Here is a 24,939-nt window from a genome sequence, read left to right on the forward strand (position 1 = left end):
CTCCAACTCGCTTCGTTCGAGTGCCAAGGTCGAAGATGAGCAGTTCGCGAACTGAACGACTTGGATACTTGCTTCCTGAGCCGACTAAAGTCGGTACTCCAACCCGGCTCGCGATGCCTTGGATCTGCATGGTTACACCTTCGTGCCTTTGTGCCTTTGTGTGAGGATAGAACCCGATCCCCGCAAGCCGAAGCCTGAACCCCTTACCACTACGAGCCCAACACCTTGATCACTGACGCACTGTCCACTGACGTACTGATTACCACCCTACTCGTGAAGATACGCCCAGTCTCGAATCCTCTGGAGGCTGCCGCCGTAGCCTTTGGTGGGATAGTTCTGGAGAGGGAAGTACATGAACTCATCGAAGTTGATACCGCCACGTGGGGTGTTGATGATGATGACCCAAGGATTGCCTTCTTTTTCGCTGAGGTCTTGGGAGACAAAGTAACCGTACTCAGGATAGGCAGCCATACCGGTGCCGGGGATCGAGGGAAGAAAGCCAGGTACGAGCGCCGCGAGATCGCGTGGTGGTGATCCGTGCTGGGATTCATAAGCGCGAATGGCTTGAATCAGTGGAGCGCTGCGCTCCGCAAGACGGTGAAAGGCGGTCATCCGGATATGCCAGCCCCATTGAATACCCATCAAGACCGCCGCCGAGAGAATGACCGCCGCAATCAAGGTTCGAATCGCGACAGGCCGAAACCGACGATTCACAAGCAACACCAGTGAGACAACCATACCTCCCAATGCCAGGGAAAATGCCAAAAAAAGAGGCAACTCCAGCCAGAGAAAGACGGTGGAGCCAAAAGGGGCGACGGCAAGAAAGTGCACCAGCGGTGCCACAAAAACCGGCAGAGCACAGAGAGCAACAAGCCCGGTGAATTTCCAGCGTCGAAGAATGCCTTTGTGCGTCATGAACGGAACAAGCAGTGAGCACGCGTTGAGTCCAACACCTCTGATAGCAGCGACATTAGCTCGCCAATCGTAGGCGCAGATCGGCCATGGCGTCCTTCCAATCTGCACTGTCATCCCAAAGCTCGAGCAGTTCAGACGGTGGCCGCTGGATGCGATCCAAGACTGACAACGCCTCTGCAATCAGGGCTGAGGATGGCTGCAAAGGATGCGCCGCAACCCAGGCTTCGATCTTTTCGGTGTAGGCGTCAACAGGCGAAGGACGGCCACGCAGCCAAGCCAGAACCTCCGCAGCTGCAATCGCCTTCTCTGCCTCGTTGGAATCGAGATAGTCACCTTCAACGTCGATTACCTTCTGGAAGGCAGATTCGATGTGAGAAAGATCATCGCACTCCTCCAGGTCGTAGGCCCAGTCATTCGCGGTATCGTTACCGAAGCTTGTTGCATCCCATGCGCCCATTGTCAGCAGTAAGGTGTGTGGTTAAAGTTGGAGTTTAGTTTTGCGGGATGCCCGCCAGCACATTGATTGCCTCGTCCATTTACCATTTTGCGGTCCCGCCGGTCGTCCACAATGCCAGGCGGTGCGCGCACGGCGAGGGGCCAGGCAGGTGGTCAGGACTCATGGTCGTGTCACTTTCCCCGCTTTGAGGATCTTGGTGAGAAGTCCGTCGAGTTCGGGAGTGTAGTGCCAGCCATCGCCGGTTCCCAGGAGGAATTTTTCCAACTGGTAGTCATCAAGCATGAGAAAGGTCAAACCACCCACCTCAAGTGCTGCTGGAGGGATGCGGTCCTCGCAAAGGATGTAGTAACTGAGGCGATCGCCAACCACTCCCTGCCCCTTGACGATGCGGACCACGGTCGCGGTTACGTGGACCTCATGGTACGTGCCCGGGCGTTCAGCAGCCTTCGCCGTCTTCTGCACCTCGCAAACCAGAACGACATGCTTGGAGTTCTTGATGTAGTCGCCGAAGGTTTCTGCCTTCCCTGCGGGAATCTCGCCAAAGCATCCGCTCGGGTGCGTCAGCAGGATGGCCCAGAGCGCAAGGATGAGGAGGGCGGTCTGCAAGGGCGGGAAGCAACGCCCATCACCCACATCCGCTTGTTCGCTATTGGTTTTCATTGGTCAACGGTGAAGATCACGTGGCGACCAGACTTCTCAGCCCGGTCAAAAAACGCTGGCAGATCGGAAAACCAGTCCCAGGTGTACTGGCAGTCTTCCCGGCTCTTTTCCATGGCGTAGTCGTCGGGCAGTTGCGAGTAGCGCAGACCCACAAGTTCCGGGGTGACTTGTGCCAATGCATCCGCCAGAGGACGCAACTTCTCGTGTGTGACGAGCGACACGATGTAGTCTTCGCCTGAGTAGAGTTGTTCCCCGCCCAAGATGCAGAGACGAAGCGGTTCAGTGCCGCTATCGAAGGTCAGCCGTCCGTCCGTCAAACAGCGATGAATGGCATCCCATGCCTTGTCGGTTTCACACACGAATCCCGCCTCCTTTTCCCATCGGCTCTCGATATCTTCCTGCACGATTTCGATGAGCGCATCATCCGATTCAGCCCCTCGCAGGGCATTGAGATCGATGTCAGTGATCGCGAAGTGGACGCCTCTACATGCCATGGCAGCAGTTTATCCATTGATGAATGGTTTGTCTGGCAATTTCTTGCCGCACCATGGGCAAAAGGAGATGAACGACCTCTTGCCGTTTATTCTCCAGCACGGATCTTCGCCCCTATAGAGCTCGAAATCGATCTTGTTCTTTTCGCCAGACTCCTCAACCGCGACAAACATCCCGGCACAACAATAGCGGGAGAGACGGTACTGCCTTCGCATTACAGCCTCCGGAATCGCGGAGTGAATCCACGTGCGACACTTCGGACATGTCCTGATGTGCCGTTTTGCCTTCTGGTCTGCTTCCAGATCCCGATCTGATGCAGGCGCTTCATCCGAGTAGTAGCACAGGGCAATCATCGCATCGATCTGGTATCGGTCGATCAGCCATGTACGGTGACCCCGACATATCGCAAGAGGCCCTGAACCGTCAGGTTCTGACAAGGGGATGGAGTTCATGACTGTTTAGCGGACGATTGAGCACGAGAGTCGTCTGACCAGACAAGCGCTCGTTGATGCAGTAGAAAGGTTGGTTTTGGGGTAGATCATTGGACGCCGGGAACAGGTCAGCCGTTCCTCTCCATGCGCTTGTTTTGCGCTTCTATGTACAACTCCGATAACGGGCGGTCAAAGGGCGGGTAGATATCCACTAGATCAGGAAGGTCGGCAACGAGGGCGTCGAACGACTTACGGCTGATCCGATGAGATCCTTGGAGATCAATCGTCTGCAATCGGTGCAGCCGCGCAATGTCTTCAAGGCATCTATCAGTGACAAGCGGCGAATAGATCAGCAAGTGTCGCAGCTCCGCAATCTGAGGAACAAAACTGACACCTCGATCAGTCAGGTGATCGGCGTGCGAGTGAATTCTCTTTAATTCAGGAAGGTGCTTGAGACGACGCAGATCGTCATCAACGAAGTCCACCCGCTGGTCCAGAATGAGCATTGACCATTGCTCCTGGATTGGATGAGCATCCAAATACACTTGGGCGGCGCTCTCCGACATCTGATCGAGTGCATCCGGCAGATTCATCGTGGGAATGAGCGCTCTACCGAAAAAGGCTACGGCATCAGCCCGCTCGGGAGAATCGTCAGTGTAGGTAACACGGTATTCTCGTTTGTGTTTGCGGACCCGAAAAACGCCCTTCTCCTCCCACGATCTAGTGATGATTTGGCACCTTGTCATCTCGCAACAGAAGATACAGATGAGCTGCGAAAATGCAGACAAATTTATCCCCTCCCAGCCTGTTCAGCACCTTCTAGTCCATCTTCGTTCAAGCGCTGGGGTTGAAGATTTGACGTCGGCGAACTGGACGATGAGGAAGCTGCCTTCTTGAGCCGACTAAAGTCGGTACTCCAACCCGGCTGGCGATGGCTGGTTGTTGCTTGGTTTTTCTTTGTGCCTTCGTGTGAGGAATATCAAATTTCCGCAGGCTGAAGCCTGTACTCCGTACAATTTCGGATCCAACACCTTGACCACTGACGCACTGCCCACTGACGCACTGGCTCCTCACTGGACCTGCACCACAGCCTTGACCACGCCGCTGCCGGGCTTGCTCCAGGAGGCGAATTTCTTCGGGGCTTCTTCGAAACTTGCACGGTGGGTGATCCAGGGCGTGGTGTCGAGATGGCCTTCCTTCATCAGGCGCAGGATGCGGTTGAAGTCGCTGGGGATGGCGTTGCGGGAGGCGAGGAGGGTGAGTTCACGTCGATGGAACAGGGCGTCATCGAACGGCACCGTTTTGGCGGTGATGCCGACCCAGACCAATGCACCGGCGAAGGCGGCGTATTCAAAACTGCGGGCCATGCTATCGGCGTTGCCGGTGGCATCAAAGACGATGTCCGCACCGCGGCCGTCGTTCTGCTTGAAAAAGTCTTCCGGTTCCAGGGGGGCATGAACCTTGGCCTTGGGATGGTTCTTTGAAACAAACGCCCGGCGGGTTTCATCTGGCTCAACGACATGCATCTTTGCCCCCGCCAGCCGGACGAACTCCATGACGCTCAGCCCTATGGGGCCAGCGCCCAGCACCAGCACGCTTTCGTCAGAGTGCGGGCACACGCGGTTCACGGCGTGGCAGCCGATGCCAAGGGTTTCCACCAGGGCGAGTTGCTCGTAGCTCAGCCCTTCCGCCGGATGGAGCTTGTCGGCAGGCAGCACGAGAAGGGGGCGCAAGCCGCCATCGGTGTGTACGCCAAGCACCTTGAGGTTTTCGCAGCAGTTGGTGTGCCCCCGGGCGCAGGCGTGGCACTCACCACAGTTGAGATAGGGCTCCACGGCGCAGCGGTCACCGGGCTTCACATCCGTGACCTCATCCCCCACGGCCACCACTTCCACACCGAGCTCGTGACCAAGGATGCGGGGATGCTGGATAAAGGGCATCTTCCCCAAATAGCCGCTGATGTCCGTGCCACACACGCCGACAGCGTGAATCCTCACCAGCGCTTCATACGGGCCCAGTTCGGCGGGCTCCGGGAGATCGATGACGTCAAATTTACGTGGGGCGGAAAGGGAAAGGGCCTTCATGAAGACTAAAAAGCGATGCAGAAAGGAAGGGGCTAAACCTTCGCCTAAAAACTGGCATGTCCACCCCCATCAATGGGGAGAATGACACCGGTGACATACCGGGCCGCCTCAGAACAGAGGTACACCACGGCCCAGCCGACATCTTCTGGAGCGCCAAATCCTTCAATTTGAATGCGCCCGCGGATCTTGCGTTCCCGTTCGGCATCGGCGCTGATGGCTTTGCGCAGCATGGGCGTATCAATCCAGCCAGGGGCGACGGCATTCACCCGTACGCCTTTGGGGGCAAATTCCGCGGACAGCGTCCGCACCATGCCGATGACGCCTGTTTTGGCGGTGGCGTAGCCAGTGACCAGGGGCATGCCCATGTAAGCGGTCATGGAGCTGACAAACACCAAGCTGCCCCGCTGCTGCGCGAGCATGCCGGGAGCGACAGCGCGAGTAAGGGCAAAGGCGCCGGTCAGGTGCGTGCGCAATACGGAATCGAAGTCTTCATCCGTCATTTCCAGGGCGGGTTTCTTCACATGCACGCCAGCGTTGTTCACCAGGATGGACGGGGTGCCAACCTGGGTCTCCACCTCACGGACAAAATCCGGCAGCAACTTGGTGTCGGTCACATCCACGACCATCGGCACTACGGCATCGCCGAGCTGGGCTGCGCCCTCTTGGAGCACCTCTGGACGACGCCCGGTGATAACCACCCGCGCCCCGGCCTGGACCAGACAACGGGTAATGCCAAGACCAAGCCCGGTACCGCCGCCCGTGACGATGGCAGTCTGACCAGTGAGGGAAAACGGAAGCATGCCCTAACGTGGGCGGGAGCCGAGGGGGTGCCACCAATTTTGAGACAGGATTAACAAGATTTTTGGAGGATTAACAAGATGGGGACTGGGGTGAGGCGGCGGGGGAAGGGATGAGCGGGAGGGTTGGGTTTGGACAGAATTAACAGAATTTACGGAATTGGGTTTTTGAGGGGTGGGTGGTTTGAAGACGCTGGAAAGGCGAGGATTCGAGGGATTTTGGATGAGGGGTTCCACCCCTGTCTGCGCCCCTCCCATCTCAAAAGGTCAACGAAGCAAGTTGGAGTACCGTCTTGAGACGGCTCACGCCCCAAACGTCCCATCACCCCGCCCTGCCCCCGACACCCGATCCACTCCTCATGTCTGGCGTCTGGTGTCTGGCAGTCTTCTGTCTCTCGCGCAGCGGGACGCAAAAAGGGCACCGGAGTGACCGGTGCCCTTTTCGTCAAATGGCTATCGCCAGCTCAGTGTCTTACGCGTTCCCCTCAGGGTTCGAGGAAGCAGCGGCGTGCTCTTCGGGGTCGATCTCGCCCAGGCTGATGAACTTCAGGACCTTCGCCCCGGGTTCATTGATGACCTTGACGGTATCCCCTTCTTTCACCTCACCCCGCAGCAAGCCTTCGGCGAGCGGGTCTTCGATGTTCTTCTCCACCGCACGACGCATCGGACGCGCGCCGTACTGGGGATCGTAGCCCTCCTTCATAAGGAACTCGCGGGCGCTTTCCTCGAGGGTCAGCGTGATACGCTTGTTCTTCAGACGGGCGAGCACCTTGGAGATCTCCAGGTCCACGATCTGGCTGAGTTCGGTGCGCTCCAGCATGTGGAACACCACGATGTCGTCCAGACGGTTGATGAACTCCGGCTTGAAGAACTTCTTCGCGGCCTCCATCACCTTGTCCTTCATCCCGCCGTGGTCGGCCACATCCTGCTGGATGGCACCGAAGCCGAGGCTGGTCTGGCGCTTGATGGTCTCAGCACCGATGTTGGACGTGAGGATGATGACCGTGTTCCGGAAGTCGATCTTGCGACCGAAGTTGTCCGTGATCTGGCCTTCTTCCAGGATCTGAAGCAGCAGGTGCATCACATCCGGGTGGGCTTTCTCCACTTCGTCAAAGAGCACCACGCTGTAGGGGCGGCGACGAACCGCCTCGGAGAGCTGACCGCCCTCTTCATACCCCACATATCCGGGAGGCGCTCCGATGAGGCGGCTCGCGGTGTGTTTCTCCATGTACTCGGACATGTCGAGCTGGATGAGCGACTCCGCGGAGCCGAACATGAACTCGGCGAGGTTCTTCGCCAGGAAGGTTTTGCCCACGCCCGTCGGCCCAAGGAAGATGAACGACCCGATGGGGCGCTTGGGATCCTTGAGGTCCGCACGGCTGCGGCGCAGCGCCTTGCTGATGGCGATGACGGCTTCGTCCTGGCCAATGATGCGCTTCTTGAGCTCTTCTTCCATGCGGAGAAGCTTCTCGGCCTCGGCCTGCTCCATGCGTTGAAGCGGCACGCCGGTCCACTTGCTCACCACGGCCATGATGTCCTCTTCGGTCACGTCCACGATGCGCTCCGTGTTGTTGGTGCGCCATTTGTCGAGCACGTCATCGTGACGCTTCTTGGCGGCCTTCTCCTTGTCGCGCAGGTGCGCGGCTTTCTCGAAGTCCTGCTCCTTGATGGCCACTTCCTTCTCACCGCGGATCTCTTCGATCTCGGCTTCGATGACCTTCAACTCTGGTGGCCGGGTCATGGCGGAGATACGGGCCTTGGCACCGGCCTCATCCATGATGTCAATGGCCTTGTCCGGCAGGAAGCGCGCGGGCAGGTAGCGGCTGCTGAGATGCACCGCTGTCGAGAGGGCCTTGGGACCGTACTTGGCCTTGTGGTGGCTTTCGTACTTGCCTTTCAGGCCTTCCAGAATGCGAATCGCGTCTTCCACGCTGGGCTCATCCACCTTCACCTGCTGGAAGCGGCGCTCGAGGGCGGCGTCCTTCTCAATGTACTTGCGGTACTCATTGAGGGTCGTCGCGCCCACGCACTGCAGCTCACCACGGCTCAGGGAGGGTTTCAAAATGTTGCTGGCGTCCATCGCGCCTTCCGCGCTGCCCGCACCCACGATGGTGTGCAGCTCGTCCAGGAAGAGGATGACGTTCTTCGTGCGGCGGATCTCGTCCATGACCGCCTTGATGCGCTCCTCGAACTGACCGCGGTACTTGGTGCCCGCCACCATGAGGGCGAGGTCCAGCACGATCACCTTCTTGTCGCGCAGAATTTCCGGCACGTTGCCCTGGGCGATTTCCTGGGCCAGACCTTCCACGATGGCGGTCTTGCCCACGCCCGCCTCACCGATCAACACAGGGTTGTTCTTCGTGCGGCGGCACAGGATCTGGATGACGCGCTCGATCTCACCGGCACGGCCGATGACGGGATCCAGCTCGCCTTTCTGGGCGAGCTCGGTCAGGTCACGACCAAAGGCGCGGAGGGCCGGGGTCTTGCTATCCTTCTTGGAGCCACCGACGGAGGGGGCGTTTTCGCTCTCCTCTTCTTCCTCTTCGTTGCCGAAGTTGGGGTCGAGCTCTTTGAGGATCTCGTTGCGGGCTTTTTCGAGATTCACGTCGAGGCTGCGCAGCACCTGCGCGGCCACGCCCTCACCTTCACGCAGAAGGCCGAGGAGGAGGTGTTCCGTGCCCACGTAGGAGTGGTTCAGCGCCTTGGCCTCTTTCGAAGCGAGGGCGAGCACTTTCTTGACGCGGGGGGTGTAGGGGATGTTGCCCACCATCTTGGTGTCAGGGCCGCTTCCTACTTGTTGCTCCACCTGCATGCGGACCGTGTCCAGGTCCACACCCAGCTTGGTAAGCACGTTGACAGCGACACCCTGCCCTAGCTTGATCAGGCCGAGCAGGAGATGCTCCGTCCCCACATAATTGTGGTTGAAGCGGTCCGCTTCTTTGCGGGCCAGCGCCAGCACTTGCTGGGCGCGAGGGGTAAAGTTATTCATCATCGGATTCAGGGGGTGGCGCATTTTCAGCGCTGTCTAAGGATACGTTAAGAGGCTCAGGAACGGATTTCAATAGCTGACGGGTAATTTCAGCTCGACGCGTGTCCCGCTCTTCCGGGGAGAGCTCACGCTGGGCGGCAAGCTGCAGGTGCGCGGGCTGGATCTCCAGCAGCAGGGCATCCAGCAGGCCTCGGTCACACTCTGTGACGAGGTCCAGATCGGCCCCCAGACGCAGCAGCGAGAGCTGGGTGAGCGCCTCCTTGGAGTTCAAGATATGGGCGAAACGCAGCGTGGCATAGGCACGGCCCACCTGATCCCGCAGCATGGTGGGGCTCTCGTGGAGGAGCTTCTCGCGGGCGTTGTTCTCCGCCTGCACGATGTGCTCCGCCACCCCTTCGATGCGACTGATGAGTTCGGACTCGGTTTCTCCCAGAGTGTGTTGGTTGGACACTTGGAAAAGGTTGCCCAGGGCCTCCGTGCCCTCGCCATAGAGCCCCCGCACGGCCAGGCCGATCTTGCTGACGGCATTCATCACCTGCTTGATCTGCTCCGTGAGCACGAGCGCGGGCAGGTGCAGCATGGCAGAGGCACGCATGCCGGTGCCCACGTTGGTGGGGCAGGCGGTGAGGTAGCCCAGACGGGAATCGTAGGCGTAGGGGAGAAAGTTCTCCAACTCCGAGTCCACGCGGTTCACCAGCTCATACGCGGTGCGCAGATCCAGGCCGGCGCGGATCCCTTGCATGCGGAAATGGTCTTCCTCGTTGACCATGATGGCCAGGCTCTGGCGGCGGTCGATGAGGATGGCGCAGCCCGTGGACCGGGCCGCATGCTCACGGCTCACAAGGTGACGCTCCACGAGCACCTGCTTCTTGGTCTTCGTGAGATTGGGGTACTCCTCATTGAAGCCGTCCTTCATCTCCGGCAGGCCGGCCACGACAGGACGCACCTCGTTCATGAGGTCCACCCGCTGGCGCTCAGAAGACCAGCCCGGGAACGACCAGCCGCGCAGATTGCGCGCCAGACGGATCCGCGACGTCATGACGATGTCGGAATGCGGTCCGCGGCCCTGCATCCAGTCTGCGGGGTTCTTCAGGAGGGTGGTAAATCGCATGTCAGGTGAAAGAAACGTTGCTCTGCAAATATAGACTACGCACGATGGCAAAGCGATGAGAAGAAATCTACTGCGAGGCTCGCAAAGATGCCTTTCAGAGTCAGGAGAGCAGCCATAACGCCAAGACGCCAGAACGAAATGTCTCCTGACGCAACTTTGCGTCAAATCACTCCAAGCCGGGGCAATCCAGCTCTGAGGTCAGGCATCAGGCCTTGCTTTCGATGGCCTTCACCTCATCACGGAGGCGGGCGGCATCTTCATAGCGCTCCTCCATCACGGCCAGATCGATGGCAGCCTTGAGGTCAGCGAGTTTTTTCTTGGGGCTCACAGGAGCCGGAGCAGGGGGTGGCGTCGGGGCAGCGGATGCGGTCGCAGCTGCCGGGGCGGGGCGTTCCGCCTTGGGACTGGGGACAGGCAGGCTGACCTGACGTCCCGGCACCTTGCCCACATGGCGGGTGCCCTTGTGCATGGCGCGCAGCATGTTGTCCATGTCGTCACCAAACGTCAGGTAGCACTCCGGGCAGCCCATGCGGCCGATCTTCTTGAGATGGGCACGGGTGAAGCCGCACTCCGGACAGGCCAGGGTGTCATCCTCCGCCGTGCTCTGGCGGGTCTTCTTCTGCGCGGCATTTCCCAGGAGGAAATCCGCCAGTTGAAATCCGGTCGGGTCCGTAACCCCCTTCTCCTTGGAGCACTTGTCGCACAAATTCACCTGCGTCATTTTCCCGTCCACAATCTGGGTCAGGAAAACGGTCGCTTCGTTATCGCACATGTCGCACTTCATGGCCGGAGGGGGGAACAGGAGAGGTTGGAGCGCCGCGATTTGATTTTTGACCGAAAGCGGGCGCTCCCTCAACTATTCATTACGCAGGATAGACGACTGGCGTTCCGGTGGAGTTGGCCAGAGCCTTGAATTTGGCCACCAGCTTCTGCGTCAGGGCTCCAGGCTTGCCATCGCCGATGATGCGACGGTCCAGCACCACGGCGGCGATCACTTCAGCGGCGGTGCCGGTGAGGAAGCACTCCTCTGCCACGAAAATGTCGTGACGGGTGAGGTTGGATTCGATGACGGGCACACCCAGCTCGGTAAGCAGCTCGATGGCCACGCCGCGCGTGATGCCGTCCAGGCCGCCCGCGGAGATCGGGGGGGTGTACACCTTCCCTTTTTTCACGATGAAAAGATTGTCCCCCGTGCACTCGGCCACATAGCCCTGCTCGTTGAGCATCACGCCTTCCTCACCGCCGCCCTGGATGGCCTCAATTTTGGCCATGACGTTGTTGAGGTAGTTCAAGGATTTCACCTGCGGGCTGAGCGCTGCGGGAGCCGGGCGACGGGTCGCGCAGGTCACCATGGTGAGGCCTTTTTCGTATTTCTCAGCGGGATAGAGGCTGATGGAACCCGCGATGATGAACACGCTGGCCTTCGGGCACTGGTAGGGATTCAGGCCCAGGGAGCCCACGCCGCGGGTCACCACGAGGCGGATGTAGCCATCGCGCAGATTGTTGGCCGCCACCGTGTCCAGCGTGGCCTTCTCCAGCTCCTCAAACGTGAGCGGCATGTTCAGACAGATGGAGCGGGCGGACTCGAAAAGCCGCACCAAGTGCTCGGTAAGGCGGAAGACACGACCGTTGTAAAAGCGAATGCCCTCAAAGACGCCGTCCCCATACAGAAGACCGTGGTCGAACACGCTGATCTTCGCTTCCGACTCGGGAAGGAGTTTGCCGTCAAGATAGATGAGGGGAGCCTGGGACATGGAGAGCCCGCAGCATGCCTGATATGGGAGGAAGTGCAAGCTTTTCGACCGCTGCGCGGCAGACTGAAGATGCCGGTGCGTCAGTAGGCGGTGCGTCAGTGCGTCAAGACGCTGGGGGCTGCATGACGAAGCAACCTCGTGGGACGGGACGCCCTGACCGTCTACTGACCGTCTAAAGACGGAACTCCAACCCTCTCCGGTCCTCCAGCAGGGTTGGAGGACCGCATTTATGCGGTCAGGACCCGCGGGACCCAGTGCGTCGGTGCGTCAGAGGGCAGCGTCTCAACCATCCCGCTTGCGGGAGCCTCAACCAGCGCAGCGTCTCAACGTGCCGCTTGCGGCACATCTCAACCGCCGCTACGCGGCGAGCTCCCCCTTGTTCAGCACCAATTTGCGGTCGCCGCGCTCGGCGAGATTCGCATCGTGCGTCACGACCACGAGCGTCTTTTTGGACTCCGCCACCACCTCGAAGAGGAGGTCCATGATCTGCTTGCCGGTGGCAGCGTCCAGGTTGCCCGTAGGCTCATCGGCAAGGATGATCGGCGGGTCGTTGATGAGCGCCCGGGCCAGCGCCACGCGCTGCTGCTCGCCGCCGGAGAGTTCTGTAGGCAGGTGGTAGAGACGCTCGCCGAGACCGACCCGGGAGAGCAGTTCTTTGGCGCGGGATTCCGCTGGGGTGCCGCTGATCAAGGACGGCAGCACCACATTCTCCATCGCGGTGAGCTCCGGCAGCAGGTGGTAGTTCTGGAAGACGAAGCCAAGACCCTTGTTCCTCACCATGGCACGGGTGTTGGTGGATCCTTTGTACAGAGAGGTGCCCCCGACGGAGACATCTCCCTCTGAGGGCTTCTCCAGCCCGCCCAGAATGTAGAGCAAGGTGGTCTTTCCTGAACCTGAGGCCCCGCAGAGGAACAGCCTCTCCCCATGGCCTACAGTCAAGGACACGCCCTTGAGCGCATGCACCTCATGCCCGGCAAGGCGGTAGCGGCGGTGAACATTATGAACCTCAAGAGCGGGGGCGTCAGGCATGGCGCGCCAACAGTCGGCGGGAGACTCAAGACTTCAAGACACAAGACTCAAGACTTGAGCCCGCCTTCGGCGGGAGACCCCAGACTAGAAGACTCCAGACGCAAGACCTGAGACAGACGGCAGAGAGAGGGTCTGAGGCGGGGCGACGAGGAGCTTCACCGCTTAAAAGCGGAACTCCAACCCACTCCGGTCATCCAGCAGGGTTGGAGTTCCGCATTTATGCGGTCAGGACACTAGGATCCAGCGCAGCACTCCGCCCCTGATTCCCTCAAAAGGACAAGCCACGCCGTGCCAATGAAAGCCAGCTAAAGCCCCAAGAACCCCGCCCCCCATCCAACACCTTGACCACTGACGCACTGCCCACTGACGCACTGGCTCCCGCCCACTGACGCACTGGAAAAGCTTGTCCAAACCTCCAAACTCGCTTCGTTTCTTCATCATGTCCGTCGCCGAGCCTGTCACTGCCCCCGCCCCAGCCACTGAGCCCCGTTTTGCCGTCGCCCAGTTGGATGAGATCCCGCCGACCCCCTGCCCCTGTGGTCAGGCTCGCCGGGCGTTTAAGGAGCCGTGGAACACCCTGGCCAGCGTGCACCTCACGGACATTCACGTGGACAGCAAGCTGCACTACCACAAGAAGATGACGGAGATCTACATCGTGCTCGAAGGCGAAGGGCACCTGGAGATCGACGGCCAGATCGTCCCCCTCAAGCCCATGACCTCGGTGATGATCCGGCCCGGCTGCGTCCATCGCGCCGTGGGGAAACTTCGCATCATCAACGTGCCCATGCCGCCGTTTGACCCCGCAGACGAGTTTGAAGTCTGAGGGTCGACAAATTAGGAATGAGGAATTCTGAATTAGGAATGGTCTCCTATCACATCCTAACAGACACCCTCGTTCGTCGCGCCCGCCACATTCCTAATTCCTAATTCCTAATTCATCATTGTAATGAAGCTCCTCACCCTCCTCTTCCTCGGTGTCGGACTCGCCACCTCCCCCGCCTTTTCGGCTGCAAAAAAGTCCAACGGTCTGCCCGAAGATGCGCAGGAGCTGGCCATTGGCAGCCCGGCTCCGGATTTCAAGCTTCCGGGCATTGATGGCAAGACGCACACGCTGGCAGACTACAAGGACGCCAAGCTGTTGATGGTTGCTTTCATCTCGAACCACTGCCCGGATTCGCAGGCCTCAGAGGAGCGCATCAAGAAGCTGGTGGCGGATCTGAAGGAGAAGGGCGCGAGCTTTGCCCTGGTGGCGATCAACCCCAACAACCCGGCCTCGCTGCGCCCGGATGAGCTGGGGTACTCCAAGTACAACGACAGCTTCGATGAGATGAAGCTCCACGCCAAGGAGCAGAACTTCAACTTCCCGTATCTCTACGACGGCGAGGCTCAAACTGCAGCCAAGGCCTATGGCTGCCTGGCCACGCCGCATGTGTTCCTCTTCGATGCGGACCGCAAGCTCCGCTACAAAGGCGCGTTCGACGACTCCCGCTTCGCCGATCCCGCCACAGTGAAGTCCCATGACGCCCGCAATGCGGTGGAAGCGCTGCTGGCAGGCAAGCCGGTACCGGCGGAGACCTCCAAGGTGCATGGCTGCTCCACCAAGTGGCTGGGCAAGAAGGCCAACGTGGCCGAGGACGACAAGAAATGGGCCCATGCCCCGGTGGATGTGGAGAACATCGATGCCGCCGGCGTGGCCGCGATCCGGAAGAACGGCACCAAGAAGGTGCGCCTCATCAACGTGTGGGCCACGTGGTGCATCTCATGTGTGGAGGAGTTTCCTGAACTCGCCAAGACGGCCCGCAAGTTCGGCCTGCGTGACTTTGAGTTTATCACCCTGAGCCTGGACCAGCCAGAATCCAAGGCCAAGGTGAAGGAGTTCCTCGAATCCCAGGGCGCGGCCATCCCGGACAAGATCAAACCCAGCGTGAAGGCGGAGGGCCGCACCACCAACAGCTACATCTACACCGGCAGCCACGAAGACCTCATCAAGGCGCTGGATCCCGAGTGGCAGGGCCCCACGCCGCACACCGTGCTGGTGGCGCCGAATGGCGACATCATCTGGCGGCACAACGGCGAGGTGGATGGTGAAGAAATGCGCGACGCCATCCTCAAATTCATGGGCCGCTACTACAAGCCCGAGTAACCTTCCTTTGCCAATCCATGCGTCTTCCGTCCCCCTCCCGCCCGCCTCTGCGTCCCGCCCTTGCCGGGGCGCTGTTGCTGTTGATTCCTCTTACCGCCGCCCCTCTTGTGCACGCACAGGCAGAGGCCCAGACGCCGGCCAGCAACTCCAGTCCGGAGGCGATGGCTGATTCGTGGTTCGGAGACGGGGTGGCACTCTTCTTTGCCGGGAAGGCGAAGGAGAGCGTGGAGGCCTTTGACCAGGCCATCAAGCTCCAGCCAAAGATCGCCCCGCAGCTCTGGCAGCGGGGTCTGGCGCAGTATTATGCAGAGGACTACGCGGGTGGCAGGAAACAATTCGAGCTGCACCAGACCGTGAACCCCAATGACGTGGAGAACGCCGCCTGGCACTTCATCTGCGTGGCGAAGAAGGACGGCGCCGAGGCCGCCCGCAAGGTGCTGATCCCGATCGAGGGCGACACCCGTGTGCCCATGAAACAGGTGCACGATCTCTTTGCCGGGAAAGGCAGTGAAGAAGAGGTGCTGAAGGCCGCCGCCAAAGGTGAGAAAGGCAGCGAGGCACTGCGCAACCAACTGTGCTACGCCCATCTGTACCTGGGCTTGTACGAAGAAGCGCTCGGCAATGTGGACAAAGCCAAGGCCCACATGGTGAAAGCCGCCACCGAGTACAAGATGGACCACTACATGGGCAAGGTGGCGCAGGTGCATGTGAAGCTGCGCTCTTGGGGCCAGTAGTTCGGTGCGTCAGTGGAAGGTACCGTCCTGACCGTCCCGCATGCGGGACGGAACTCCAACCCTGCCATTGGACCGGAGAGGAGTTGGAGTTCCGCTTTTAAGCGGTCCGGCACCACATTCCCTGCAGCATCGCAACGGGCGTAGTCCGGTTGTGCCAACCGGCTCAGGCAACGGAGCGGAGAAGCCCCGCATACGCCCGACGAAATCACCGCGATCAACGGTTGCCTCCAGCATCTTGATTCAATGAAATCCAACACCTGAAGATGGCTGGCCCGTGTTAAGACCATGCATTCCCGCGGCGACTGAGCCGGATGACACATCCGAACTACGCCCGCGAAGAAGTCCTAGGCACGACCCCTCCAGCAAAAAAGGTGAGCCGGGCGACTCCTCGCCCAACTCACCTCCAACACTTTTTACTTTTCACTCTCAACTTTTCACTTACTTCACCACTACCTGATCACAATCCCGATGCCGGGCAGGTACACCCGGGCGCGGGGATATTCACGGTAGTACGGACGGTAGTAGGATCCGTAGGAATAGGGCCGGTAGTAGTAGCCAGAGCTATAGTAGCGCGGGCTGTAGTACCGATAGCCGTGGTGGTGGTGATGATGATGGTGCCCGTGATGATAGGACCGATGATGATGGTGGCGATGTCGGCGGTCACGAGCATCTGCGGACTGCGGTGCGGCAAAGCCCAGCGTCACGGCAACGGCAAGGAAGGCTAAAAGAGTTTTCATAGATCTTCAGGGGTTTGGGTTGCTTCCCGTTCGACGGGCCAGATGAAGGTTTATTCATCCAGATGTTCCGTCTTTCTTGTTTCCCCTGATTCGATCCCCAGCGCCTTCAGGCTGCTTTAAGCCCGGCTAAACGGAATTCGCCATCACCCTGTGGAGATGGCGAATTCCGCATCAGGATCTACCCTTGCGTCTATCGGGCAGCCAGCTCTTTGCTGCGCTCAGTCGCCTTGCGCACAGCCTGGATCAACGCATTGCGAAGTCCCTGGGCCTCAAGCTGTTCCAGACCAGCGATGGTGGTGCCGCCGGGGCTGGTCACCTCGTCACGCAGCACGCCGGGATGCTTGCCGGTTTCAAGCACCATCTGCGCAGCTCCGGCGACCGTCTGGGCGGCCAGTTGCAGGGCGGTGGCGCGGGGCAACCCCATTAAAACGCCTCCATCAGCCAGGGCCTCGATCACCGTGTAAACATAGGCCGGACCACTACCACTGAGGCCGGTGACGGCGTCCAGCAGGTTTTCCGGCACTTCTTGCGCCGAGCCCACCGCTCCGAGCACGGCCTTGGCCAGTGCCAGATCTTCATCAGTAGCATGCGCCCCGCGGGAGTAGGCGGAGGCACCAGCAAGCAGCAGGGCGGGAGTGTTCGGCATGGAGCGCACCACCCGGGCCGTTCCGCCAAGCCAGCCTTCGAGTTGCGCCAGAGTCAGACCTGCGGCGATGGAGAGGTACAGCGGGACAACGGCGCTTTTGGAGAGCCCTTCCAGAAGCGGCTTCATGTCTTGCGGTTTCACAGCGAGGATCACGACATCGGCCGCCTGCGCCACCTCCAGCGGACTCTTGGCCGCCTGGGCATCTGGAGCCGTCTCTTGCAGGGCCGCCACAGCGGCAGGGACCTTGTCGTAGAGCACGACATCGCTCCCCGTAGCCAAGCCAGCCTTCAGCGCCCCGCGCAGCAAGGCTCCACCCATTTTCCCGCAACCAATCAGTCCGATTTTCATTTGTGACAGGCATCTTGGAAGAGAACTGCGGAATGCCAAGCGAGAAAGGCGGGAGGATCGGGGCAGACCTGCGATTGGCAACGCCTTCTTGGACATCCTGTTTCAGACCATATTGTGGGTGCCAACAATATGGTCAACCTCGACTCTGGCAGCCAGCAAGAGATCGAGAATGTGATGCTCATCGGAAGGCTTCTTGCAGCTGGCAATTTGCTCGAATCTCTTGTAGCCTCTGCCGGTCAGGCTCGCCCCCTTAGTGAAGGCGGCTCACGGAGTAAGACTGGGACAACATGAATTTCCAACGGGTCTTCGAAATCATCAACGAGATGCAACAAGCTGGCGTCGTTGAGCGCTATGCCATCGGCGGCGCCGTAGGGGCCACATTCTATCTTGAGCCCGTTGCCACGCTCGACGTCGACGTATTCATAGCCTTTTCTTCCGCCGGTCTTCTCATCGATCCGACCCCGGTCTTCGATTGGTTGAAATCACGGGGCGGCACGATGGAGGGCGAGTACATCATCCTTGAGCAAACTCCGGTGCAAATTCTGGTGGCGGGCACACCGCTCGTGGAGGAAGCCCTACGTGAGGCCGTAGTGGACGAAGTTGAGGGCATTCCCGTGCGGGTCTTCACCGCTGAACACCTCGCCGCCATTACCTTGGAGGTCGGCCGCGCCAAGGACAAGGCCCGTCTGCTCCAGTTCATCGAGGAAGGCTCGCTTGATGCCCCGATCTTCGAAGCTATTCTCGACCGTCACGGCCTGTTGGGTCGCTGGGAAACTTTCCAACGTCAATTCCTCGAATGACTCGCCTCCAGCAAATCCTCGAAAGCAAGGCTGCCTATCGCCGCCAGCTCGCCCGACGCCCCATCGCCGAGAAGCTTCGCATCGTCGAGGAACTCGCCGAACGCACCCTCGCCATCCGCAAGAAGCGCGCCCCAGGGAATCAGATCAAGACGGAACCGTGAGGGGAGGCGATGAGCGACGAGCCCCTCATCCCGAAGCACGGCGGTTACCGAAGGCTGAAGAGCTTCCAGGTCGCGCAGCTCTGCTACGACGTGACCGTGCGCTTCTGCGACAGGTATATTGAAAGGCGTAGCCGCACTCACGATCAGATGGTGCAGGCCGCCCGCAGCGGTGTGCAGAACATCGCCGAGGGCAGTGAAGCGAGCGCCACGTCCAAGAAAATGGAGCTCAAGCTCACCCAAGTGGCCCGGGCCAGCCTGGAAGAGCTGAAGCTGGACTATGAGGACTACCTGAGGCACCGCAGCCTGCCCCTCTGGCCGGAGGATGACCCGCGCCGAAAGGCCCTGGTGGCCCGCCGTTGCGCCACGGCAGACGAAGTGGCGCTCTGGGTGAAGGAGGTGTGGAGGCAGCAGGATGGACGAAATGGAGGAAATGGACCTGATGGACAGACGCTACGCGGGAAGCCTCCCGGCCATACGAAGGGCCTGACCTATGCCGAGCCCTCCGCGAATGCGGTACACGTCCTCATCGGGGTGGCATGCTCCCTCCTGGACCGGCAGGTAGCCGCCCTGGCCGCCGCCTTTGAAAAAGAAGGCGGCTTCACAGAGAGACTCTACCGCACCCGGCAGCAGCGCCGGAACCGCCCCTGACACTCACGTCCATCCCGTCCATCCCGTCCATTTCAGTCCATCCCAGGCCCACCAGCCCCCCTGACCATCAACCCCTGTGAACCAAAACAGGGCAAATCCCGATACAGATCAGATCATCCCGGCACAGCGGGCACGCGTAGCTTTCTTAGAATGATTATTGATCTCATTCCAAAACTGAATAACGTGTGGTCCCAGCATCGCATCCTTTGCAGCTGGGCTTGCCCATGAAAGCCAACCTGCCAGGACATGATGAACCCGCGCTGCCGGCCGATCTTCGGATGACCCCGCAGCGAGCCGTGGTGCATGAGGTGGTGAAAGCGTCTTACGACCATCCCACTGCGACGGAAGTCTTTATGCGTGCCAAGGAGCACGTGCCAGCCATCTCGCTGGCCACGGTGTACAACTGCCTGGACACGCTCGTGGCACACGGGCTGCTCAAGCAGGTCAATCTGGACCGCGCCTCCTCCCGCTTCTGCGCCAACATGAATGATCACGTGCACTTCCACTGCGACCAATGCGGCGCCGTGGCCGATGCCCACCCGATCAGCGAAATGCCCATTTCCACCCTCTGGAAACTGCCGGAAGGCAGCCGTGTCACGCGCCTCGACATCGCCCTCCGCGGCATTTGCCCTGAGTGCGTGAAGAAAAATGCCACCGCCAAACCCCAAGTTTGACCAGTCTGCCAACTGCTTCCTGACCTCCCTGTTCCTGTTCCCCTTTTTCATCCATCCATGAGCCTCCTGATCCAAGACCTGCACGCCTGCATCCCTGACCGTGAAATTCTCAAAGGGTTCTCCCTCGAAGTGAAACCTGGTGAAGTCCATGCCATCATGGGCCCGAACGGTTCCGGCAAGAGCACCCTGAGCAAGGTGCTGTGCGGTCACGAAGACTACGAAGTGACGTCTGGCAGTGTGACTCTGGATGGGGAAGACCTCCTGGCGATGGATGTGGATGCCCGCTCCCGTGCCGGGCTCTTCCTGGCCTTCCAGTACCCCTTTGAGATCCCCGGCGTGAGCAACGCCAACTTCATCCGCGCCGCCCTCCAGGCCCGGCTTCCGAAGGGCGAGGAACTGGACGCCGTGGGCTACTACAAGAAGCTCTACCGCCGCATGGATGAGCTGGAAATGAGCCGCAGCTTCACCGCCCGCTCCGTGAACGAGGGCTTCTCCGGCGGGGAGAAGAAGCGCAACGAGATCCTCCAGCTCATGATGCTGGAGCCCAAGTACTCCATTCTCGACGAGACTGACAGCGGCCTGGACATCGACGCCCTCAAGGTCGTCTCCCAGGGCGTGAACGCCATGCGCTCCCCGGAGCGTGGCTTCCTCGTCATCACCCACTACCAGCGCCTGCTGGACTACATCAAGCCAGACATCGTTCACGTCATGGTGGAAGGCCGCCTCATCCGCAGCGGCGGCCCTGAGCTGGCCCTCGAGCTGGAAGCCAAGGGCTACGAGCTCACCCACGCGGCCTGATAAACCTCAAAATCCTGTACGACATGAGTGTTGAAACACCAGACATCGCCGACATCCGGGCGGATTCCGTGGGAGACTTCTACTTCCCCGAGAACCACGTCTATGATGCGGGCTACGGTCTTTCCGAAAAGACCATCGACTACATTTGCGACGTCAAGAACGACCCCGACTGGGTGCGCGAGTTCCGCAAAAAGGCCCTGAAAGTCTTTGAGGAAAAGCCCATGCCCACCCACTGGGCCACCACGGACCTCAACAACATCAAGTTCGAGGAATTTCGCTATTACCTCGCTGGCGACCGCAAGGCCAAGCGCTCCTGGGACGACGTGCCCGAGGAGGTGAAGAAGACCTTCGAACGCCTGGGCATCCCCGAGCAGGAGCGCAAGTTCCTGGCCGGTGTGGAGGCGCAGTATGACAGCGAAGCCGCCTACTCCAACGTGAAGAAGGTGGTGGAGGAGCAGGGTGTGATCTTCATGAACAGCACCGAGGCCCTCCAGCAGCATCCGGAGATCTTCCGCAAGTGGTTTGGCAAGGTCATCCCCACCGGGGACAACAAGTTCAGCGCGCTCAACAGCGCAGTGTTCAGCGGCGGCTCGTTCATCTACATCCCGCCGGGCGTGAAGGTGAAGCACCCGCTTCAGGCCTACTTCCGCATCAACAGCGAGCAGTTCGGCCAGTTCGAGCGCACCCTCATCATCGCGGATGAAGGCGCCGAGGTGATGTACATGGAAGGCTGCACCGCCCCCAAGTTCGAGACCGCAACGCTGCACAGCGCCGTGGTGGAGCTGGTGGCCATGAAGGGCGCCAAGATCCAGTACGTGACCGTGCAGAACTGGAGCAGCAACGTCTTCAACCTCGTGACCAAGCGCGGCATCGCGCATGAGGACGCCGAGGTGCGCTGGATCGACTGCAACATCGGCAGCCGTCTCACGATGAAATACCCCGGAGTGGTCATGAAAGGCCGCCGCGCCCGCGGTGAGGTCATCAGCATCGCCCTGGCCAACACCGGGCAGCACCAGGACACCGGTGCCAAGATGATCCATGCCGCGGACGAGACGACAAGCAACGTCATCTCCAAGAGCATCAGCATCGGCAAGGGCCGCGCCACCTACCGTGGCCTGGTCCACATCCCGAAGCACCTCAAGGGTTGCAAAAACAACACCGAATGCGATGCCCTGCTCATCAACTCCAGCAGCCGCACCGACACCTACCCGGCGATCAACGTGCGCGGCAACGAGCACGCCACACAGCATGAGGCCAGCGTCAGCCAGGTGAGCGCGGAGCAGATCTTCTACATGCAACAGCGCGGCCTGAGCGAGGCAGAGGCCATGAGCCTCTCCGTGAACGGCTTCATCAACGACCTCGTGCGTGAGTTCCCCATGGAATACAGCGTGGAGCTCAAGCGGCTGATCGACCTCGAAATGGAAGGCTCCGTAGGCTGATCCAGTCCACCCTCCCTCCACCCATTCCAAACCTTTTTCCCCATCAACCACAATCCATGAGCGTTGCTGCGCCCATCGCCGAACCAGAAATGGAGAAGCCTTTATCCCCTCCCCTGTCATCCGCACCGACCAATCTGACGCCCGACTTCACCAAGCTGGAGGACGCGCCCGAGTGGTTCCAAACGCGGGCCCGGGCTGCCTGGGAGGAGTTTCAATCCCTGCCCATGCCTGGTCTCAGGGATGAGCATTGGAGGTATTCCCAGTCCAAGAACCTGAGCCTGGACGGCCTGCACCTGGCCGGTGAAACCACCGAGGCCGAGAAACAGGCTGCCATTGAAGGCTCCAAGGGCCTCAGCAAGGTGGCCGCCCGCCTCATCTTCCTCAACGACCGCCTCATCCACAGCCAGACGGATGGCCTGGAGCAGGGCGTGGTGGTGCTGCCCTTTGCCGAGGCCCTGCGCACGCACGGAGACGTGCTCCAGCAGTACCTCATGAAGCGCAAGGCGGATCTGGGTTCGGAGAAATTCGCCGCCCTCCACCTGGCCCACGTCCAGGCCGGGGCCGTGATCCTCGCACCGAAGAACGCAGTGTTGAAGGCCCCCATCGAGATCTTCCATTGGGTTTCAGGCGTCAACAGTCTCGTCTTCCCCCACACGCTCATTGTCGCTGGCGATCATGCCCAGGTGACGGTGCTGGACCACCACGCCTCCCTGCGTGATGAGGTGGCCCAGAGTGTGGCCGTGGCCGACTTCGTGGCGGGCAATGGCAGCCACATCACCTATGTGAACTCGCAAGAGCTGGCCGACTCCGCCCGCGCCCTGCACATCTCCTCCACCACCGTGGCACGGGATGCCCGGGTGAAGGCCCTCCAGCTCCAGCTCGGGGCTTCGTTCGCCCGCAGTGAGAGCGTGAGCGACCTTGCTGGCGAAGGTTCCCGCAGTGACATGCTCGGCGTCAGCCTGCCCTTCAACAGCCAGGTCGTGGACATGCGCACCCTGCAGAACCACCTGGCCCCCCGTACCTACAGCGACCTGCTTTACAAGAACGCGCTGTACGACAAGACACGCACCATCTTCTCCGGCCTCATCAACGTGGCCGATGGCGCCCACTACACGGACGCCTACCAGAAGTGCCGCAACCTGCTCAACAGCGCGGACAGCGAAGCCGTCTCCATGCCCGGCCTGGAGATCAACGCCGACCAGGTGAAATGCAGCCACGGTGCCACCAGCGCCCCCATCAGCGCTGACGAGCTCTTCTACCTCAAGGCCCGCGGCATTCCCGATCAAGAGTCCCGCCAGCTCATCGCCATCGGGTTCGTGGAAGACGTCATCAGCCGCCTAGGTCACGAGGAGCTGATCGAGTCACTGGACCGCCGGATCGAGGAGAAATTCGCGAGACAGGCGGCCTGAAAAATTAGGAATGATGAATTAGGAATTAGGAATGAATGAGAAAGCCCGGTCCGCTGCGAAGTCGCAGGCAGATCCGGGCTGCTTCATTCCTAATTCAGAATTCCTAATTCCTAATTTTCAGTTCGGCGCTTCCCCATCCCGATAGGTGGGCTCGGGTTTGCCGGGGCGGAAGTGTTCTTCATGGTCCAGAGTGCTCTTTAGGCCGGGGTAGATCTCACCCGCGATCACCAGGCTTTCCTTCACGGCCTTGAGCAGAGCTTCGGGGTCGGTCTCGGCCCGCAGGTTCAGGATCAACTGCCCGCCCGTGCTGGGCTCATCCAGCGTCATGCCCGTCTCGGCCACGTTGTCGTTGCGCACCAGGTTCACGGAGGCAATCTCGCCACCGATGCCGTCATCGGGGCTGTAGGTCATCTTCAGGTGGGCCACTTCTGCCTGCTGAACCGCCAGTTTCTCCTGGATGCTCCCGGCCAGGCAGCGGAGATACCCGTTGGCATCGAACTCGTCTTCCGCCACCAGCGTGACGGTGGCATTGAGCCAGCCCAGCAGCGCCTCGCCATCGGCATACACCTCGTAGTCCAGCTCCATGGCGGCGCGGTTGCCCGGCTGGGCCTCGCTGGAGAGCGAGCCGAACCAGCCCGTGAGGCCGTCTTCTTCACGCGCTGAGGCGTCCACAATCTTTGCCTGGGGGAACGCCTTCTGCAGAGCCTCCGTGAGCTCCGCGAGCTGCTCCGGAGTGAGGAGATCCCGCTTGTTCACCACGATGATGTCCGCCTCCTCAAGCTGCTTCTTGTAGATGTAGGTCACCTTGGAGGAGAAATTGCCCCCCGCATCCAGCCCCAGCACACGACGGGCCCGCACCGGGTCCACCAGCACGCTCAGCGGGGCGATGGAGTAGGCCTCACCATACATGCGGCGCAGGGGATAGGTCACCGTGGCCACCAGATCCGTGCAGCTCCCCACCGGCTCCGCAATGAAGACGTCCGGCTTGGTCGCATCATTCAGCTTTGCCGCGGCATCCACCAGCGTGTTGAACCGGCAGCAGAAGCACCCGCCTGCGATCTCCTCCGTGGCGAAGCCCTGGGTGCGCAGCAGCTTGGTATCCACCAGCCCGCCCGCCTGGTCATTCGTGATGAGTCCCACCTTCAGCCCCTGGTCCGTTAGTGTCCGCGCCAGCTTGCCGATCGCGGTGGTCTTCCCCGCGCCGAGGAATCCACCGATCATGATGTAGCGGGCCTTGGTCGTAGAGGAGGTGGGGGAGGCAGGGGCGCTCATGAAAGTCTGGGTCAGTGGGCAAGGATGCGGACGAAAAAGAGAGGAGCAAAGCAGTACGCCGCGCAGGTCTCAAGCTTTCTGGTAGCGACAGGGGGCAGGAACGTGAAAAAACGCAGGCCAAAGCAGCAACTCCCAGGCTCTTCCCCTCTTCCCTATCCCCACCTGCGACACCATCGACACCCTTTTTGGACTTTTTGCCAAAAACGATGTTTTTGCTTATATCGTTGCATCCCACTGTGCTTGAGTGAGTTGTGGGTAAAAAATGCGGCACACAGTGCGTCAGTGCGTCAAGGTGTTGGAGCCGAAGTTGTACGGAGTACAGGCTTCAGCCTGCGGAAATTTGATATTCCTCACACAAAGGCACGAAGAAAAACCAAGCAACAACCAGCCATCGCAAACCGGGTTGGAGTA

The 24,939-nt window shown here is 60.2% G+C and carries 25 protein-coding genes; 10 read left to right on the forward strand and 15 right to left on the reverse strand.

Annotation, left to right across the window (positions count from 1 at the left end):
* Positions 1-267: 267 nt before the first annotated feature.
* The 12 genes from BV034_RS29505 to BV034_RS29560 all read right to left on the reverse strand — a co-directional run bounded on the left by BV034_RS29505 (position 268) and on the right by BV034_RS29560 (position 12,719).
* Positions 268-1,029, reverse strand: a complete 762-nt coding sequence (locus BV034_RS29505; protein WP_265593609.1) for a hypothetical protein — start codon at positions 1,027-1,029, stop codon at positions 268-270.
* Positions 971-1,372: a DUF4259 domain-containing protein gene (locus BV034_RS29510; RefSeq protein WP_050030532.1), complete on the reverse strand. Its 402-nt coding sequence runs from the start codon at positions 1,370-1,372 to the stop codon at positions 971-973. The genes BV034_RS29505 and BV034_RS29510 overlap by 59 nt, the downstream gene beginning before the upstream one ends.
* Before the next feature lie 159 nt (positions 1,373-1,531).
* Positions 1,532-2,032, reverse strand: a complete 501-nt coding sequence (locus BV034_RS29515) for a hypothetical protein (RefSeq protein ID WP_050030533.1) — start codon at positions 2,030-2,032, stop codon at positions 1,532-1,534.
* Complete coding sequence (locus BV034_RS29520) at positions 2,029-2,526, reverse strand: DUF1877 family protein (protein WP_050030534.1); 498 nt, start codon at positions 2,524-2,526, stop codon at positions 2,029-2,031. The genes BV034_RS29515 and BV034_RS29520 overlap by 4 nt, the downstream gene beginning before the upstream one ends.
* A 557-nt stretch (positions 2,527-3,083) precedes the next feature.
* Positions 3,084-3,548 (reverse strand): hypothetical protein, encoded by a 465-nt coding sequence (locus tag BV034_RS29525; RefSeq protein ID WP_265593610.1) that lies wholly within the window; start codon positions 3,546-3,548, stop codon positions 3,084-3,086.
* Between the two features lie 477 nt (positions 3,549-4,025).
* A complete protein-coding gene (locus BV034_RS29530) occupies positions 4,026-5,039 on the reverse strand; it encodes a zinc-binding alcohol dehydrogenase family protein (RefSeq protein WP_050030536.1) in 1,014 nt (337 codons plus the stop codon).
* 44 nt (positions 5,040-5,083) lie between these two features.
* A complete protein-coding gene (locus tag BV034_RS29535) occupies positions 5,084-5,839 on the reverse strand; it encodes an SDR family oxidoreductase (RefSeq protein ID WP_050030537.1) in 756 nt (251 codons plus the stop codon).
* Between the two features lie 469 nt (positions 5,840-6,308).
* The gene (locus BV034_RS29540; protein ID WP_304944993.1) at positions 6,309-8,828 is read right to left on the reverse strand and encodes an ATP-dependent Clp protease ATP-binding subunit; all 2,520 of its coding nucleotides are present in this window, start codon (positions 8,826-8,828) and stop codon (positions 6,309-6,311) included.
* Positions 8,818-9,936 (reverse strand): protein arginine kinase, encoded by a 1,119-nt coding sequence (locus tag BV034_RS29545; RefSeq protein ID WP_050030539.1) that lies wholly within the window; start codon positions 9,934-9,936, stop codon positions 8,818-8,820. The genes BV034_RS29540 and BV034_RS29545 overlap by 11 nt, the downstream gene beginning before the upstream one ends.
* 205 nt (positions 9,937-10,141) lie before the next feature.
* Positions 10,142-10,708: a UvrB/UvrC motif-containing protein gene (locus BV034_RS29550; RefSeq protein WP_265593611.1), complete on the reverse strand. Its 567-nt coding sequence runs from the start codon at positions 10,706-10,708 to the stop codon at positions 10,142-10,144.
* A 91-nt stretch (positions 10,709-10,799) separates the two neighbouring features.
* The gene (ilvE, locus tag BV034_RS29555) at positions 10,800-11,690 is read right to left on the reverse strand and encodes a branched-chain-amino-acid transaminase (protein WP_050030541.1); all 891 of its coding nucleotides are present in this window, start codon (positions 11,688-11,690) and stop codon (positions 10,800-10,802) included.
* Positions 11,691-12,047: 357 nt separating this feature from the next.
* Positions 12,048-12,719, reverse strand: coding sequence for an ABC transporter ATP-binding protein (locus BV034_RS29560; protein ID WP_050030542.1), 672 nt, complete (start codon positions 12,717-12,719; stop codon positions 12,048-12,050).
* A gap of 403 nt (positions 12,720-13,122) precedes the next feature.
* On the opposite strand from BV034_RS29560, the gene BV034_RS29565 reads away from it, so the two are divergent.
* From BV034_RS29565 to BV034_RS29575, 3 genes are all read left to right on the forward strand, one after another.
* On the forward strand, positions 13,123-13,542 hold the full coding sequence (locus tag BV034_RS29565; protein ID WP_265593612.1) for a cupin domain-containing protein: 420 nt from the start codon (positions 13,123-13,125) through the stop codon (positions 13,540-13,542).
* Positions 13,543-13,665: 123 nt separating this feature from the next.
* Positions 13,666-14,862, forward strand: a complete 1,197-nt coding sequence (locus BV034_RS29570) for a redoxin family protein (RefSeq protein WP_050030544.1) — start codon at positions 13,666-13,668, stop codon at positions 14,860-14,862.
* Between the two features lie 17 nt (positions 14,863-14,879).
* Positions 14,880-15,596, forward strand: coding sequence for a hypothetical protein (locus BV034_RS29575; protein WP_050030545.1), 717 nt, complete (start codon positions 14,880-14,882; stop codon positions 15,594-15,596).
* Between the two features lie 449 nt (positions 15,597-16,045).
* On the opposite strand, the gene BV034_RS35290 is transcribed toward BV034_RS29575, so the two are convergent.
* Together BV034_RS35290 and proC are read right to left on the reverse strand one after the other, a co-directional pair.
* A complete protein-coding gene (locus BV034_RS35290) occupies positions 16,046-16,333 on the reverse strand; it encodes a hypothetical protein (RefSeq protein WP_081888204.1) in 288 nt (95 codons plus the stop codon).
* Between the two features lie 190 nt (positions 16,334-16,523).
* Positions 16,524-17,327, reverse strand: coding sequence for a pyrroline-5-carboxylate reductase (gene proC / locus BV034_RS29580; RefSeq protein WP_050030546.1), 804 nt, complete (start codon positions 17,325-17,327; stop codon positions 16,524-16,526).
* Positions 17,328-17,614: 287 nt separating this feature from the next.
* On the opposite strand from proC, the gene BV034_RS29585 reads away from it, so the two are divergent.
* From BV034_RS29585 to sufD, 7 genes are all read left to right on the forward strand, one after another.
* Positions 17,615-18,127 carry a hypothetical protein gene (locus BV034_RS29585; protein WP_050030547.1) on the forward strand — a complete coding sequence of 171 codons (513 nt, stop codon included), beginning with the start codon at positions 17,615-17,617 and terminating at the stop codon, positions 18,125-18,127.
* A complete protein-coding gene (locus BV034_RS36550) occupies positions 18,124-18,288 on the forward strand; it encodes a hypothetical protein (RefSeq protein WP_265593613.1) in 165 nt (54 codons plus the stop codon). The genes BV034_RS29585 and BV034_RS36550 overlap by 4 nt, the downstream gene beginning before the upstream one ends.
* Before the next feature lie 9 nt (positions 18,289-18,297).
* Positions 18,298-18,936 (forward strand): four helix bundle suffix domain-containing protein, encoded by a 639-nt coding sequence (locus tag BV034_RS29590; RefSeq protein ID WP_050030548.1) that lies wholly within the window; start codon positions 18,298-18,300, stop codon positions 18,934-18,936.
* Between the two features lie 224 nt (positions 18,937-19,160).
* Positions 19,161-19,610 carry a transcriptional repressor gene (locus BV034_RS29595; protein ID WP_050030549.1) on the forward strand — a complete coding sequence of 150 codons (450 nt, stop codon included), beginning with the start codon at positions 19,161-19,163 and terminating at the stop codon, positions 19,608-19,610.
* A gap of 57 nt (positions 19,611-19,667) precedes the next feature.
* Complete coding sequence (gene sufC / locus BV034_RS29600; protein WP_050030550.1) at positions 19,668-20,408, forward strand: Fe-S cluster assembly ATPase SufC; 741 nt, start codon at positions 19,668-19,670, stop codon at positions 20,406-20,408.
* 23 nt (positions 20,409-20,431) lie between these two features.
* The gene (gene sufB / locus BV034_RS29605; RefSeq protein WP_009959275.1) at positions 20,432-21,847 is read left to right on the forward strand and encodes a Fe-S cluster assembly protein SufB; all 1,416 of its coding nucleotides are present in this window, start codon (positions 20,432-20,434) and stop codon (positions 21,845-21,847) included.
* 56 nt (positions 21,848-21,903) lie between these two features.
* Positions 21,904-23,256, forward strand: coding sequence for a Fe-S cluster assembly protein SufD (gene sufD, locus BV034_RS29610; protein WP_050030551.1), 1,353 nt, complete (start codon positions 21,904-21,906; stop codon positions 23,254-23,256).
* A 117-nt stretch (positions 23,257-23,373) separates the two neighbouring features.
* Here the strand turns inward: sufD and BV034_RS29615 are convergent, their stop codons facing one another.
* On the reverse strand, positions 23,374-24,528 hold the full coding sequence (locus tag BV034_RS29615) for a GTP-binding protein (RefSeq protein WP_050030552.1): 1,155 nt from the start codon (positions 24,526-24,528) through the stop codon (positions 23,374-23,376).
* Positions 24,529-24,939 lie beyond the last annotated feature (411 nt).

This window comes from Verrucomicrobium sp. BvORR034, from assembly GCF_000739635.1.
Lineage (GTDB): Bacteria > Verrucomicrobiota > Verrucomicrobiia > Verrucomicrobiales > Verrucomicrobiaceae > Verrucomicrobium.

What these genes read in the sequence shown, in the direction of transcription:
- BV034_RS29540 (WP_304944993.1), bottom strand. Translation starts at nt 8,828, where the DNA reads ATGATGAATAACTTTACCCCTCGCGCCCAGCAAGTGCTGGCGCTGGCC.
- BV034_RS29570 (WP_050030544.1), top strand. Translation starts at nt 13,666, where the DNA reads ATGAAGCTCCTCACCCTCCTCTTCCTCGGTGTCGGACTCGCCACCTCC.
- BV034_RS29560 (WP_050030542.1), bottom strand. Translation starts at nt 12,719, where the DNA reads ATGCCTGACGCCCCCGCTCTTGAGGTTCATAATGTTCACCGCCGCTAC.
- BV034_RS29545 (WP_050030539.1), bottom strand. Translation starts at nt 9,936, where the DNA reads ATGCGATTTACCACCCTCCTGAAGAACCCCGCAGACTGGATGCAGGGC.
- BV034_RS29595 (WP_050030549.1), top strand. Translation starts at nt 19,161, where the DNA reads ATGAAAGCCAACCTGCCAGGACATGATGAACCCGCGCTGCCGGCCGAT.
- sufC (WP_050030550.1), top strand. Translation starts at nt 19,668, where the DNA reads ATGAGCCTCCTGATCCAAGACCTGCACGCCTGCATCCCTGACCGTGAA.
- BV034_RS29505 (WP_265593609.1), bottom strand. Translation starts at nt 1,029, where the DNA reads ATGACAGTGCAGATTGGAAGGACGCCATGGCCGATCTGCGCCTACGAT.
- BV034_RS29510 (WP_050030532.1), bottom strand. Translation starts at nt 1,372, where the DNA reads ATGGGCGCATGGGATGCAACAAGCTTCGGTAACGATACCGCGAATGAC.
- proC (WP_050030546.1), bottom strand. Translation starts at nt 17,327, where the DNA reads ATGAAAATCGGACTGATTGGTTGCGGGAAAATGGGTGGAGCCTTGCTG.
- BV034_RS36550 (WP_265593613.1), top strand. Translation starts at nt 18,124, where the DNA reads ATGACTCGCCTCCAGCAAATCCTCGAAAGCAAGGCTGCCTATCGCCGC.
- BV034_RS29590 (WP_050030548.1), top strand. Translation starts at nt 18,298, where the DNA reads ATGAGCGACGAGCCCCTCATCCCGAAGCACGGCGGTTACCGAAGGCTG.
- BV034_RS29535 (WP_050030537.1), bottom strand. Translation starts at nt 5,839, where the DNA reads ATGCTTCCGTTTTCCCTCACTGGTCAGACTGCCATCGTCACGGGCGGC.
- BV034_RS29575 (WP_050030545.1), top strand. Translation starts at nt 14,880, where the DNA reads ATGCGTCTTCCGTCCCCCTCCCGCCCGCCTCTGCGTCCCGCCCTTGCC.
- BV034_RS29520 (WP_050030534.1), bottom strand. Translation starts at nt 2,526, where the DNA reads ATGGCATGTAGAGGCGTCCACTTCGCGATCACTGACATCGATCTCAAT.
- BV034_RS35290 (WP_081888204.1), bottom strand. Translation starts at nt 16,333, where the DNA reads ATGAAAACTCTTTTAGCCTTCCTTGCCGTTGCCGTGACGCTGGGCTTT.
- BV034_RS29515 (WP_050030533.1), bottom strand. Translation starts at nt 2,032, where the DNA reads ATGAAAACCAATAGCGAACAAGCGGATGTGGGTGATGGGCGTTGCTTC.
- ilvE (WP_050030541.1), bottom strand. Translation starts at nt 11,690, where the DNA reads ATGTCCCAGGCTCCCCTCATCTATCTTGACGGCAAACTCCTTCCCGAG.
- BV034_RS29550 (WP_265593611.1), bottom strand. Translation starts at nt 10,708, where the DNA reads ATGTGCGATAACGAAGCGACCGTTTTCCTGACCCAGATTGTGGACGGG.
- sufB (WP_009959275.1), top strand. Translation starts at nt 20,432, where the DNA reads ATGAGTGTTGAAACACCAGACATCGCCGACATCCGGGCGGATTCCGTG.
- BV034_RS29525 (WP_265593610.1), bottom strand. Translation starts at nt 3,548, where the DNA reads ATGAATCTGCCGGATGCACTCGATCAGATGTCGGAGAGCGCCGCCCAA.
- BV034_RS29530 (WP_050030536.1), bottom strand. Translation starts at nt 5,039, where the DNA reads ATGAAGGCCCTTTCCCTTTCCGCCCCACGTAAATTTGACGTCATCGAT.
- BV034_RS29615 (WP_050030552.1), bottom strand. Translation starts at nt 24,528, where the DNA reads ATGAGCGCCCCTGCCTCCCCCACCTCCTCTACGACCAAGGCCCGCTAC.
- sufD (WP_050030551.1), top strand. Translation starts at nt 21,904, where the DNA reads ATGAGCGTTGCTGCGCCCATCGCCGAACCAGAAATGGAGAAGCCTTTA.
- BV034_RS29585 (WP_050030547.1), top strand. Translation starts at nt 17,615, where the DNA reads ATGAATTTCCAACGGGTCTTCGAAATCATCAACGAGATGCAACAAGCT.